This window comes from Cupriavidus phytohabitans, assembly GCF_000426345.1.
Classification (GTDB): Bacteria; Pseudomonadota; Gammaproteobacteria; order Burkholderiales; family Burkholderiaceae; genus Cupriavidus.
The window spans coordinates 46,267-58,744 of sequence record NZ_AUFE01000008.1; the positions used below are offsets into that span (position 1 = coordinate 46,267).

The 12,478-nt window shown below is 62.8% G+C and carries 10 protein-coding genes; 8 read left to right on the forward strand and 2 right to left on the reverse strand.

The window, feature by feature from the left end:
* Positions 1-183: 183 nt before the first annotated feature.
* On the reverse strand, positions 184-870 hold the full coding sequence (gene radC / locus K309_RS0108340; RefSeq protein ID WP_029045994.1) for a RadC family protein: 687 nt from the start codon (positions 868-870) through the stop codon (positions 184-186).
* 1,177 nt (positions 871-2,047) lie between these two features.
* On the opposite strand from radC, the gene ltrA reads away from it, so the two are divergent.
* The 8 genes from ltrA (at position 2,048) to K309_RS0108380 (ending at position 11,003) form a co-directional block, all read left to right on the forward strand.
* Positions 2,048-3,751 (forward strand): group II intron reverse transcriptase/maturase, encoded by a 1,704-nt coding sequence (gene ltrA / locus K309_RS0108345; protein WP_029045995.1) that lies wholly within the window; start codon positions 2,048-2,050, stop codon positions 3,749-3,751.
* Positions 3,752-3,860: 109 nt separating this feature from the next.
* Positions 3,861-4,349: an FKBP-type peptidyl-prolyl cis-trans isomerase gene (locus K309_RS0108350; protein WP_029045996.1), complete on the forward strand. Its 489-nt coding sequence runs from the start codon at positions 3,861-3,863 to the stop codon at positions 4,347-4,349.
* 37 nt (positions 4,350-4,386) lie between these two features.
* A complete protein-coding gene (ispH, locus tag K309_RS0108355; RefSeq protein WP_029045997.1) occupies positions 4,387-5,352 on the forward strand; it encodes a 4-hydroxy-3-methylbut-2-enyl diphosphate reductase in 966 nt (321 codons plus the stop codon).
* Positions 5,353-5,940: 588 nt separating this feature from the next.
* Positions 5,941-7,143: a branched-chain amino acid ABC transporter substrate-binding protein gene (locus K309_RS0108360; protein ID WP_029045998.1), complete on the forward strand. Its 1,203-nt coding sequence runs from the start codon at positions 5,941-5,943 to the stop codon at positions 7,141-7,143.
* A 215-nt stretch (positions 7,144-7,358) separates the two neighbouring features.
* A complete protein-coding gene (locus K309_RS0108365) occupies positions 7,359-8,294 on the forward strand; it encodes a branched-chain amino acid ABC transporter permease (RefSeq protein ID WP_029045999.1) in 936 nt (311 codons plus the stop codon).
* A 13-nt stretch (positions 8,295-8,307) separates the two neighbouring features.
* Positions 8,308-9,465: an ABC transporter permease subunit gene (locus tag K309_RS0108370; protein ID WP_035877072.1), complete on the forward strand. Its 1,158-nt coding sequence runs from the start codon at positions 8,308-8,310 to the stop codon at positions 9,463-9,465.
* 13 nt (positions 9,466-9,478) lie between these two features.
* A complete protein-coding gene (locus K309_RS0108375) occupies positions 9,479-10,255 on the forward strand; it encodes an ABC transporter ATP-binding protein (RefSeq protein WP_029046001.1) in 777 nt (258 codons plus the stop codon).
* Positions 10,256-10,286: 31 nt separating this feature from the next.
* The gene (locus tag K309_RS0108380; protein ID WP_029046002.1) at positions 10,287-11,003 is read left to right on the forward strand and encodes an ABC transporter ATP-binding protein; all 717 of its coding nucleotides are present in this window, start codon (positions 10,287-10,289) and stop codon (positions 11,001-11,003) included.
* Positions 11,004-11,254: 251 nt separating this feature from the next.
* On the opposite strand, the gene K309_RS0108385 is transcribed toward K309_RS0108380, so the two are convergent.
* Complete coding sequence (locus K309_RS0108385) at positions 11,255-12,442, reverse strand: acetylornithine transaminase (protein WP_029046003.1); 1,188 nt, start codon at positions 12,440-12,442, stop codon at positions 11,255-11,257.
* Between the last annotated feature and the right edge of the window lie 36 nt (positions 12,443-12,478).

The window sequence follows — 12,478 nt, forward strand, 5'->3', positions numbered from 1 at the left end:
CTCCTAAATCTTATTCGTGGACAATGTTCGCAACAGATCAACAAAAGGCGCGCGGGCCCGGACTGCAGCGGATGGGACTTCAATGAAACGTAAATTATAGACCGGAATCCGCCGGTGAATCAATGCCTTCCCTGCGTTGACGGAATCGGGTGTTGTGTCTCGTCCGGCACTGTGCTGCAGACGTCACAGCCCAGGCAGGCATTCGCAACCGTCGGCCAGCGAACGGATTTCCTGGCCCGCCACGATGAAATGGTCGAGCAGATGCACGTCGATGAGTTCGAGCGTTCGTGCCAGCTCGCGGGTCAGGTGGACGTCGCTTTGGCTCGGCGCGGTCGTGCCGGAGGGATGGTTGTGCGCCACGATCACGCCGGCCGCATTATGCACCAGTGCCTGGCGCGCGACCTCGCGCGGATAGACGGCAGTGCGCGTCAGGGTGCCCCGGAACAGTTCCTCGCTGGCAATCATGCGGTTGCGCGGATCGAGGAACAGGCACAGGAATACTTCATGCGGCAGCGATGCCAGCGTCAGGCGCAGGTAGCTGTGCACCGCCGCGCGCGAGTCGAAACCGGTCGGCAGCCGCAGCGATTCAGCCAGCGCGCGCCGCGCCAGTTCGGGAATCGCCTGCAATTGTGCGTACTTGGCCGCGCCCATGCCCTTGATGCCCGTCAGCGCACCGGGTTCGGACGCGAACAAGGCGGTCAGCGAGCCAAAGCGGTGCATCAGCTCGCGGGCGAGGTCGACGGCACTTTTGCCGGCCGCGCCGACGCGCAGGAAGACAGCCAGCAGTTCGGCGTCGGACAGGGCGGCGGCGCCGCATTCCAGCAGTTTCTCGCGCGGCCGCTCGCAGGCGGGCCAGTTGGCAATGGTCATGGGCGGTCGGGGTTGGACCGCCGCCCCGAGAGCTAGAAGGGGTATACGGCTCCGGCGCGGCGGGCGATGGGCCAGTCGAATACAATACGGGTTGTTCGTGCGACACGCACACTCGTGTCCGTCCGCGTCACGTTAGACGCATCGACCCTGGGAGAGTACTCCCACATGCTAGTGAAACGAAGCCCACCATAGCTTACGACGCTAGCGCCTGCTCACTTTTCAGAGTTTTCTGAGAAGCGTTGCTTGCAGTACTGGCTTACCAGCCAGTGCCCGCCCAAAGGCGCGAACCACGCCCTCGGGCGTGGCGTTGTCCACTCTCTAAGAGGGGGCAATGGCTTTACATGCCGAAGTCAGGCATCAAGTTTGAACGTGGCCACGTTGGCCACCAAACGCCAAGTGGGCGAATGTCTTTTGCCCACAAGGCGGAGCATTTGCATTTCCGGTCCAGTTGGACCGGCAGGTAGGGTTCAGGCGGAGCGAAAGCTCTGCACGCTATGGTTCGGTCAGACACGTCCGCGAGGGCGCTTTGATAGAGAACCTGCTATGCGACTAGCAGTAGCCTAGGGAGACATGCGTCACTGGTAACGGTGGGGTGTGAAGCTCTCCTGACAATGTAGCCCCCGTAAGGGTGCCAGAGGACCGTGAGGTCTTCCGGTAGAGACTCCAAGCAGCCATGGGGTCGAGGAGCTAGGCTGACTGGTATGGGTAACGGAAGTGAACTGCTGATAAACGTCGTGAGTATTGCGGTGCCAAAGCTGCTGACAGGCACTAACCAAAACGGTATTTGGTCGGTTGCTCCGCTGGACATTCGGAGCACGTCGTCACTAGACCATCGGCGAAGAGGCAGACCCTAACCCGGTCTTGTAGCGTGCAGGGAACGTGGTAAGCCCGTATGGCTGCCAGGGTGCAGTGTGGCCCAGGCAGGCGGACCGTAAGGAACGCTGTTGGCTGTGCGGGTATGGGAGGTTGGAGAAAGCGAACGCCGGGTTGTAATGATCCGGATAGGGGTTGAAACATCACCTCACGCGAAAGCGGGCAGACTTCCAACTGGTCTTTCGTCGCAGGACGACTGGCTAACCCGCTTGAAACCGAAATTTCTTCCCCTGAGGGGCAATATGCCCCTCAGGGGCATGTTGTCTCCGCGTTTTGGGGGAAGACCTCAAGATAGGAGAGCAGCATGGAAGCATTTATCCGTGAGGATGAATCTGCGCTCTCCGGCGCACCGCAACGCTGGGATGCCATCAATTGGCGCCAAGTGGAACGGAACGTCCGGGCAATGCAGATTCGAATTGCGAAGGCAACACAGGAAGGGGACTGGCGCAGGGTGAAAGCCTTGCAACGGTCGCTGACCCGCTCGTTTTCCGCCAAGGCATCGGCGGTAAAGCGAGTGACGGAGAACCAAGGTAAGCGAACGGCAGGCGTCGATCGCGAACTGTGGGACTCGCCTGAAGTCCGGTGGGAAGCCATCGGACGGTTGAAGCGCCGAGGGTACAGGCCATTGCCATTGCGGCGGGTCTTTATTCCTAAGGCCAACGGGAAGGAGCGCCCACTAGGCATTCCGACCATGTTGGATCGAGCCATGCAGGCCTTGCACCTGCTGGCGCTGGAGCCGGTGTCCGAAGGGACGAGCGATCCGAATTCTTATGGGTTCCGGATCAATCGTTCCACGGCGGATGCCATGTCACAGCTGTTCGTCAACCTGTCCAGAGGGCACTCAGCCCAATGGATTCTGGAGGCGGATATCAAAGGTTGCTTTGACCATATCAGTCACGACTGGCTGGAGCGCAATGTCCCGATGGACCGAGCCATCCTCCGCAAGTGGCTGAAGGCTGGCGTGATATTTCAGGGCCAGTTTCAGGCGACCGAAGCCGGAACACCGCAGGGAGGCATCATCTCCCCGACTCTGGCAAACGTGGCGCTGAACGGGTTGGAACGACAACTGGTTGCTTCCTTCGAGAAGAAACTGGGGGTCGCCAAAACGCGGAAGCTGAAGGTGAATGTTGTGCGCTATGCGGACGACTTCGTGATCACGGGCACTACGCCTGAGATCCTGCAAAACGAGGTCAAGCCGTGGGTGGAGCAGTTCCTGGCGGTACGAGGGCTGACGCTATCAACGGAGAAAACGCGGATCGTCAACGTAGCCGACGGCTTTGACTTTCTAGGGTGGAACTTCCGGAAGTACTCCGGAACGCTGCTCATCAAGCCGAGCAGGAAGAACGTGCAGACGTTCTACCGCAAGGTGAAGGGGGTCATCAGTGCCAACAAGACGGTGAAGCAGTCAGAGCTGATTCGACTGCTGAACCCGATGCTACGGGGTTGGGCGCAGTACCACCGCGCCGTAGTGGCGAAGGCGGCTTTCAACCGTTTGGGGCACGACATATTTCGTGTCCTATGGCGGTGGGCCAAGCGGCGACATCCAGGCAAGAAGGCGGATTGGGTGCGGAAGAAGTACTTCGGCTCAGTCGGTCAGCGCAGTTGGGTGTTTGGCACCACAGTAGTGAAAGATGTCGATAGTGAGGTATGGGTTGAGTTGTACTCGCTCGCGAGCACGCCCATCCAAAGGCACAAGAAGGTCAGAGGGGATTACAACCCTTTTGATCCGGCGCAGGAGGTGTATGGTGAAACATTGCGACAGGAGCGGCTGCTTGACAGCATGGCGCACCGAAAGCAGTGGATCAAGCTGTACATGTCCCAGCGGGGCTTGTGTGCTCTGTGTCAGTGCAAGATGACCAAGGACACTGGGTGGCATGACCACCACATCGAGTACCGCGTACGCGGTGGCTCTGATGGTCTGAGGAACCGCGTGCTGCTGCATCCGAACTGTCATGTCCAAGTGCATAACCACGGGCTTTCTGTTGTAAAGCCGGTGCCATCGATTTGATGGTATTTTGTGAAGGCTTGAGCCGTATGCGGGGAAACCCGCACGTACGGTTCTTAGGGGGGAGTGGGCCAGCAATGGCCTGCTCCTACCCTCCCTCGGTTGATCACCCATGAATTTGCAAACTTTCGCGTCGGAAGCCGACGGCGGCACGGCTGGCCGCAAGACTGTCCTGGCCGACTCTTTCCTGACCCTGCACTACAGCATCTCGCTGGAGAATGGCACCGAGGTCGTCAGCACCTTCGACGACAAGCCCGCCACGCTGCTGCTCGGCCAGGGCCAGCTCGCGCCCACTCTGGAGCAGGCGCTGCTGGGCATGCCGGAAGGCGAGCGCATGACTTACCGGCTCGCGCCGGAGCACGCGTTCGGGCCACGCAATCCCGAATTACTGCAATGGGTGTCGCTGGCAACGCTGCGTGAGAACAGCTCGTTCGAGGAAGACTACAACCCGGGCGACCTGGTCGAGTTCAACGCCCCCGGCGGCGGCAAGTACGCGGGCGTGCTGAAGGAAATCGGCGAGACCGCGGCGCTGTTCGACTTCAATCATCCGCTGGCCGGACAGACGATCCTGTTCGACGTGCAGCTGATCGGCATCCTCTGATTGCGCCAACGTGCCGACTCCTGTCCAGATACGCAGCATGCCTGACATGACCACCGCACCCGACGCCGAAATCCTGATGGCCCAGCCGCGCGGCTTCTGCGCCGGCGTGGATCGCGCCATCGAGATCGTCGAGCGCGCGCTCGCGCGCTTCGGCGCGCCGATCTACGTGCGCCATGAAATCGTACACAACGCCTACGTGGTGGCCGACCTGCGCAGCAAGGGCGCGGTGTTCGTGCGTGAGCTGGACGAGGTGCCTGCCGGCGCCACCGTCATCTTCAGTGCGCATGGCGTGTCGCGCGAAGTGCGCGAGGACGCCGCCGCGCGCGGCCTGCACGTATTCGACGCAACCTGCCCGCTGGTGACCAAGGTGCATGTCGAAGTCGGCAAGATGCGCGCGGAGGGTTGCGAGATCGTGATGATCGGCCATCGCGGCCACCCCGAGGTCGAAGGCACCATGGGCCAGGCCAACGGCGGCATGGTGCTGGTCGAGACGGTCGACGACGTCGCCACGCTGCAGATCGCGGACCCGGAGCGGCTTGCCTACGTGACCCAGACCACGCTGTCGGTGGATGAGACCCGCGAAATCGTCGCCGCGCTGAAGGCGCGCTATCCGCAGATCCGCGAACCGAAGAAGCAGGATATCTGCTATGCCACGCAGAACCGCCAGGACGCTGTCAAGTTCATGGCGCCGCAGGTCGAGGTGGTGATCGTGGTCGGCAGCCCCAACAGTTCCAATTCCAACCGCCTGCGCGAACTGGCGCAGCGCCTGGGCGTGCCGGCCTACATGGTCGATGCGCCGGAGCAGGTGCGCCCGGAATGGATCGCCGGCAAGCGCCGTATCGGGCTGACCGCCGGGGCCTCGGCGCCAGAGGCGCTGGCGCAGTCGATCGTAGACCGCCTGCGCGCGCTCGGTGCACGCCAGGTGCGGGGGCTGGAGGGCATCGAGGAAAACATGGCGTTTCCCCTGCCGCGGGGGTTGATGCCAACCAGCGTCGCCGCCTGAGCGACCGCGGGCCGGGCCCGCACCGCACTGGTTCATGACAAGAGCGCCGCGCAATGCGGCGCTTTTTTTTTCGCGCATGCCCGCGCGGTGACGATTTGCCGGCTTATGACGCGCAATGCACATTATCAGTGCAATGCCATGGATGCATGAATGACTGCGTGCCTGGCGAATCCGACAAAATAGGGGTAATCCCCGTAACTGGGGTTTTCCCTATTATGGTGCGGCGCTACATTCTGCACATTAGAGATCGGTGCCTCGCATTTGAAATGAAATGCCTAATTAATTAAGACCTATTATAGGTGGCGCACCGCGCGCCTGGTCCTGCCGCCGGGGCGGCGCAGGCACGATTCTTGTAAGTATGTGCCGCAGTCCCGCCATGTGAGCGGGAATTGCCCCAATCTGTGCATTGGGGAAATTCCCTAGCTCATTTGAAGGGTAAATCGGTCGAGTTGTTGCGTCGCGTATTGCATCTGCAAAGAAAGGGGATACAATGCGCGCGTTTCAAATTGAAACTAAACAAAGGCGGTCCAGGGAAACGTCCGGGAGGCGTTGCAAATCCCTGTTTTTGTGAATCCTAGGAGATCACTCATGCAAATCACGTTTGCCAAGATTCTGCCGATCGCGGCCGCAGTGGCGCTGGTAGCAGCTTGCGGCAAGAAGGAAGAGAAGCCGGCGGATGCGGCCTCTTCGGCGCCGGCCGCAGCAGCCCCTGCAGCGGGCGGTGGCGAGACCGTCGTCAAGATCGGCCACGCGGCCCCGCTGACCGGCGGTATCGCGCACCTTGGCAAGGACAACGAAAACGGCGCCCGCCTGGCCGTGGAAGAAGTCAACAAGGCCGGCCTTGAAGTCGGTGGCAAGAAGATCAAGCTGGAACTGGTCGGCGAAGACGATGCCGCCGATCCGAAGACCGGCACCTCCGTGGCACAGAAGCTGGTCGACGCCAAGGTCGTCGCCGTGGTCGGCCACCTGAACTCGGGCACGTCGATCCCGGCCTCGAAGATCTACAGCGATGCCGGCATCGTCCAGATCTCGCCCTCGTCCACCAACCCGGACTACACCAAGCAAGGCTTCAAGACCACCTACCGCGTGGTGGCCACCGACGCCCAGCAGGGCCCGGCACTGGCCAATTACGCCGCCAAGACCCTGCACGCCAAGAGCGTGGCGATCGTCGACGACGCCACCGCCTATGGCAAGGGCCTGGCCGACGAGTTCGAGAAGACCGCCAAGGCGGCTGGCGTGAACGTGGTGGCGCGCGAAGCCACCAACGACAAGGCCACCGACTTCAAGGCCATTCTGACCAAGATCAAGGGCAAGAAGCCGGACGTGATCATGTACGGCGGCATGGATGCCACCGGCGGCCCGTTCGCCAAGCAGGCCAAGGAGCTGGGCATCGGCGCCAAGATCGTTGGCGGCGACGGTGTCTGTACCGACAAGGTGGCCGAGCTGGCCGGCGATGCCGTGACCAACATCATCTGCTCCGAGGCCGGCCTGGCCCTGTCGAAGATGGAGCAGGGCGCGGACTTCTCCAAGCGCTACCAGGCACGCTTCAACGCGCCGGTGCAGATCTACGCGCCGTTCACCTATGACGCGGTGATGGTCATCGTCGACGCCATGAAGCGCGCCAACTCGACCGAACCGGCTGCCATCCTGGCCGAAATGCCCAAGACCAACTACAAGGGCGTGATCGGCAACATCGCCTTCGACGAGAAGGGCGACATGAAGGAAGGCACCATCACGCTGTACGAGTACAAGGACAAGAAGAAGTCCGTTCTCGACGTCGTGAAGATGTAATCTGGGCTTACCGGCCCATCCGAACGGCACCGTGAGTATTTTGCGGTGCCGTTCTTTTTAGCCTCGCCTAATGTAGAAGCATCCTTACCCTGGATGGAGCATGGCGGGCGGCTTACCAGCAATCAAACTGCAGCAACGTTACCCATCACCACATCATCGTCCCCCCCCGGCATCCACACCATGCCGTCAGGTAAGGGACTGAAGCAGGAGTTTTCATGGATATCTTTATCCAGCAGATCGTGAACGGTCTGGTGCTCGGCAGCATCTATGCGCTGATTGCACTGGGCTACACCATGGTCTACGGCATTCTGGGGATCATCAACTTCGCCCACGGCGATGTCCTGATGATCGGCGCGCTGACCGCCCTGTCAGCGATTCTTGGTCTGCAGAAGTTTGCCCCCGGCTTGCCCGAATGGCTGACGCTGGTGATCGCGACGCTGATTGCGATGCCGGTCTGCGCAGTGCTGTCTTACTCGATCGAGCGTATCGCTTACCGGCCCTTGCGCAATGCGCCACGGCTGGCCCCGCTGATTACCGCGATCGGCGTGTCCATCATCCTGCAGACGATGGGCATGCTGATCTGGTCGCGCAACCCGCTGACCTTCCCGCAACTGCTGCCGTCGGAACCGATCGACATCGGCACGACCGGCGCTACCATCACCGGCAAGGAAATGGTCATCATCGGCCTGGCCGTGATGGTCATGTCGGGCCTGCTCGCGCTGGTCAACCGCACCAAGCTCGGCCGCGCCATGCGCGCCACCGCCGAGAACCAGAAGGTGGCCGGCCTGATGGGCGTGAACCCCAACTTCGTCATCTCCGCCACCTTCATGATCGGCGCCACGCTGGCGGCGCTGGCCGGCGTGATGATGGCCACCAACTACGGCAACGCCCACTTCTACATGGGCTTTATCCCGGGCCTGAAGGCATTCACCGCCGCGGTGCTGGGTGGCATCGGCAACCTTGCCGGCGCGATGGTCGGCGGCATGCTGCTGGGCCTGATCGAGGCGCTGGGTGCCGGCTATATCGGTGACCTGACCAATGGCGTGTTCGGCTCGAACTACCAGGACGTCTTCGCCTTTATCGTACTGATCACTGTGCTCGTCTTCCGTCCGTCCGGCATCATGGGCGAACGCGTGGCGGACCGCGCCTGAGGAGAGCGAATCCATGAATACCCCGATTCCATCCACGGCCGCCGTCGCGGCGCCGACCAAGGTGCCGACCAAGACCCTGGCCGCACTCATTGGCTTTTTGGTGGTCGCGCTGTGCGCGCCGTTTATCGTCCAGACCCTGGGCGGCAACTACTGGGTCCGCGTGCTGGACTTTGCGCTGCTGTACATCATGCTGGCGCTGGGCCTGAACATCGTGGTGGGCTTTGCCGGCCTGCTTGACCTGGGCTATATCGCGTTCTACGCAGTAGGCGCCTACCTGATGGCGCTGCTCGGCTCGCCGCACCTGGCGAACCAGTTCGAGTGGATCCAGCAACTGTTCCCCACCGGCGTCCACCTGTCGATGTGGTTCGTGCTGCCGCTCGCGATCCTGGTGGCCGCGACCTTTGGCGTGCTGCTGGGAGCGCCAACGCTCAAGCTGCGCGGCGACTACCTTGCCATCGTGACGCTGGGCTTCGGCGAGATCATCCGCATCTTCATGAACAACCTGGACCGTCCGGTCAACATCACCAATGGCCCCAAGGGCATCACGGCGGTGGATCCGGTCCATATCTTCGGCTTCGACTTCTCGAAATCGCACGAGATTTTCGGGATGAAGTTCACGCCGGTGTTCATGTACTACTACCTGCTGGTGTTCCTGGTCATCGTGATCGTGTTCGTGTGCCTGCGGCTGCAGACTTCGCGTATCGGCCGGGCCTTCGTGGCCATCCGTGAGGACGAGATCGCCGCCAAGGCCATGGGCATCAACACCCGCAACATCAAGCTGCTGGCATTTGCCATGGGCGCATCGTTCGGCGGCGCCTCGGGCGCGGTGTTCGGCGCATTCCAGGGCTTCGTGTCGCCGGAATCGTTCACGCTGTGGGAATCGATCTACGTGCTGGCCATCGTGGTGCTCGGCGGCATGGGCCATATCCCGGGCGTGATCCTGGGCGGCATCCTGCTGGTGGGCTTCCAGGAACTGCTGCGCGTGGTGGCCGAGCCGATGCAGACCGGTTTGTTCGGCCATGTGATCGTTGATGCCGAAGTGCTGCGCCAGCTGTTGTTCGGCCTGGCCCTGGTTGGTGTCATGCTGTACCGCCCGGCGGGCATCTGGCCGTCGCCACGCAAGGAAGACCGCCCGGTGGTGCGCCGTGCGGGCAGTGTGGGCCGTTTCTGACCAGGAGGACAACATGAGCAACAACGATTTCCTCCTGTCGGTACAGGGGGTCAACAAGCGTTTCGGCGGCCTGCAGGCGCTGTCGGATGTGGGCCTGCAGATCAAGCCGGGCGAGATCTATGGCCTGATCGGCCCCAACGGCGCCGGCAAGACCACATTCTTCAATGTGATCACCGGGCTGTACACGCCGGATGCGGGCGAGTTCATGCTGGGCGGCAAGCCCTACCAGCCGACCGCCGTGCATGAAGTGGCCAAGGCCGGCATCGCGCGCACGTTCCAGAACATCCGCCTGTTCGGCGAGATGACCGCGCTCGAGAACGTGATGGTCGGGCGCCATGTGCGCTCCAAGGCCGGCCTGTTCGGCGCGATCTTCCGGCCGCCTGCGGTGCGCCGCGAAGAAGAGGGCATCGAGGACATGGCGCATGACCTGCTCGACTACGTCGGCATCGGCAAGTACGCCAACTTCACCGCGCGTAACCTGTCGTACGGCCACCAGCGCCGGCTGGAAATCGCCCGCGCGCTGGCGACCGAGCCCAAGTTGCTGGCGCTGGACGAGCCGGCTGCGGGCATGAACGCGACCGAGAAGGTCGAGCTGCGTGGCCTGCTCGACAAGATCAAGAACGACGGCAAGACCATCCTGCTGATCGAGCACGACGTAAAGCTGGTGATGGGGCTGTGTAACCGCCTGACCGTGCTGGACTACGGCAAGGTGATTGCCCAGGGCCTGCCGCACGAGGTGCAGAACAACCCCGCGGTGATCGAGGCCTACCTCGGCACCTCGGCGCACTGATGGCGGGAGGAAAGCAATGAAACAGCCAGCAATGAAACAGACAGTACTGAAGATCTCCGGCCTGAAGGTCGCGTACGGCGGCATCCAGGCCGTCAAGGGCATCGACCTGGAAATCGAGGACGGTGAACTGGTCACGCTGATCGGCGCCAACGGCGCCGGCAAGACCACGACCATGAAGGCCATCACCGGCCTGCAGGGTTGGGCCGGCGGCGACGTGGAGTACATGGGCAAGTCGATCAAGGGCGTGCCCAGCTACGCGCTGCTCAAGCAAGGGCTGGCGATGGTGCCGGAAGGCCGCGGCGTGTTCGCGCGCATGACCATCACCGAGAACCTGCAGATGGGCGCCTACACGCGCAGCGACGAGGCCGGCATCAAGGCCGACGTCGACCGCATGTTCGGCATCTTCCCGCGCCTGAAGGAACGCGCCAACCAGCTGGCGGGCACCATGTCCGGCGGCGAGCAGCAGATGCTGGCGATGGCGCGCGCGCTGATGAGCCAGCCCAAGGTGCTGCTGCTGGACGAGCCGTCGATGGGCCTGTCGCCAATCATGGTCGACAAGATCTTCGAGGTCGTGCGCGACATCTCGGCGCAGGGCGTGACCGTGCTGCTGGTCGAGCAGAACGCCCGCCTGGCGTTGCAGGCCGCGCACCGCGGCTACGTGATGGAGTCCGGGCTGATCACCATGAGCGGGGAAGCCAAGCAGATGCTGGACGATCCCAAGGTGCGGGCGGCCTACCTGGGCGAGTAAGCGGCGCGCCGCCGCTCCCATTCCGACAACCCCGCTGCCGCAAGAGGGGTGAGGGAGAGGGCGGGCGCTCGCAGGCGCAAGGCCTTTCCCCTTGCCGCGGGGCCCCGCGCGGGCCGGCCAGGCCGGTGTGCGCGGGTTCTGCGGTGCTGGCCCTCTCCCTCACTCCTCTGCGGCGCTGATCGCTGATCAGGCTGCAAAGCAAAAAGCCTCGCGCAATGCGAGGCTTTTTGCCGTCTGCAGATCCTGAAGGATCAGGCCAGCTTCTTCAGCAGCGTGCGCAGCATGCCGATCATCTGGTCGATCTCTTCGCGCGTGACGTTCAGCGCCGGCATGAAGCGCAGCAGGTTGGCGCGCGGCGCGTTCAGCAGCAGGCCCTGCGGCGCCATGTCGCGCGCTTCTTCCACCAGCTGCGGGCCGATGTCCTTGCCCAGCAGCAGCGCGCGCAGCAGGCCCTCGCCACGTTCGCCCTCCAGGCCGAACTCGCCCGACAGCGCCAGCAGCTGTTCCTTCAGGTATTCGCCCTTGGCCTTGACGTCGTCCAGGAAACCCGGCGCGGTCAGCTGCCCGATCACTGCGCTGCCCACCGCGGTCATCAGCGGATTGCCGTTGTAGGTGCCGCCCTGGTCGCCGGCCTCGAAGCTGGCGACTTCGGCCTTGCACAGCAGCGCCGACAGCGGCACGCCGCCGCCGATGCCCTTGCCCAGCGTCATGATGTCCGGCTCGACGCCGGACAGCTCGTACGCGAACAGCGTGCCGCAGCGGCCGCAGCCGGCCTGCACTTCATCGACGATGAACAGCAGCTTGTGCTTGTCGGCCAGCGCGCGCAGGCCCTGCATGAACTCGCGCGTGGCGGGGATCACGCCGCCTTCGCCCTGCACCGGTTCCAGCATGATGCCGACGGTCTTGTCGGTGATCAGCTTCTCGACCGAGGCCAGGTCGTTCAGCTCGGCCTTGGGGAAGCCCGGCACCTGCGGCGCGAAGATGGTGTCCCAGCCGGCCTTGCCCGACGCGCTCATGGTGGCGAGCGTGCGGCCATGGAAGCTGTGGTCCATGGTGATGATCTCGTAGGCGCCGTTCTTGTGCTTGCGGCCCCATTTGCGCGCCAGCTTGATCGCGCCTTCGTTGGCTTCGGCGCCGCTGTTGGCGAAGAAGACCTTGTCGAAGCAGCTGTGGTCGGTCAGCTGTTTGGCCAGGCGCAGCATCGGCTCGTTGTAGAAGGCCGGGCTCGGGTTGATGATCTTCTTCGATTGCTCGACCAGCGCGTCGATCATGCCCTGGTTGGAGTGGCCCAGGCAGTTGACCGCCCAGCCCTGCACGAAGTCCAGGTATCGCTTGCCGTTGTGATCCGTCAGCCAGGAACCCTTGCCCTCAGTGAAGACGAGCTCGGGCCGGTTGGTGATGTACATCAGGGATTGGACGGGAAACTCAGCAAATGCCATGGCGGACTCCAGGGGTCGGCTTTAAACGATGGACGG

Excerpts from the sequence above, each read along its gene's own strand:
- K309_RS0108360 (WP_029045998.1), top strand. The coding sequence starts at position 5,941 with ATGCAAATCACGTTTGCCAAGATTCTGCCGATCGCGGCCGCAGTGGCG.
- K309_RS0108380 (WP_029046002.1), top strand. The coding sequence starts at position 10,287 with ATGAAACAGACAGTACTGAAGATCTCCGGCCTGAAGGTCGCGTACGGC.
- K309_RS0108370 (WP_035877072.1), top strand. The coding sequence starts at position 8,308 with ATGAATACCCCGATTCCATCCACGGCCGCCGTCGCGGCGCCGACCAAG.
- radC (WP_029045994.1), bottom strand. The coding sequence starts at position 870 with ATGACCATTGCCAACTGGCCCGCCTGCGAGCGGCCGCGCGAGAAACTG.
- K309_RS0108385 (WP_029046003.1), bottom strand. The coding sequence starts at position 12,442 with ATGGCATTTGCTGAGTTTCCCGTCCAATCCCTGATGTACATCACCAAC.
- K309_RS0108350 (WP_029045996.1), top strand. The coding sequence starts at position 3,861 with ATGAATTTGCAAACTTTCGCGTCGGAAGCCGACGGCGGCACGGCTGGC.
- K309_RS0108365 (WP_029045999.1), top strand. The coding sequence starts at position 7,359 with ATGGATATCTTTATCCAGCAGATCGTGAACGGTCTGGTGCTCGGCAGC.
- ltrA (WP_029045995.1), top strand. The coding sequence starts at position 2,048 with ATGGAAGCATTTATCCGTGAGGATGAATCTGCGCTCTCCGGCGCACCG.
- K309_RS0108375 (WP_029046001.1), top strand. The coding sequence starts at position 9,479 with ATGAGCAACAACGATTTCCTCCTGTCGGTACAGGGGGTCAACAAGCGT.
- ispH (WP_029045997.1), top strand. The coding sequence starts at position 4,387 with ATGCCTGACATGACCACCGCACCCGACGCCGAAATCCTGATGGCCCAG.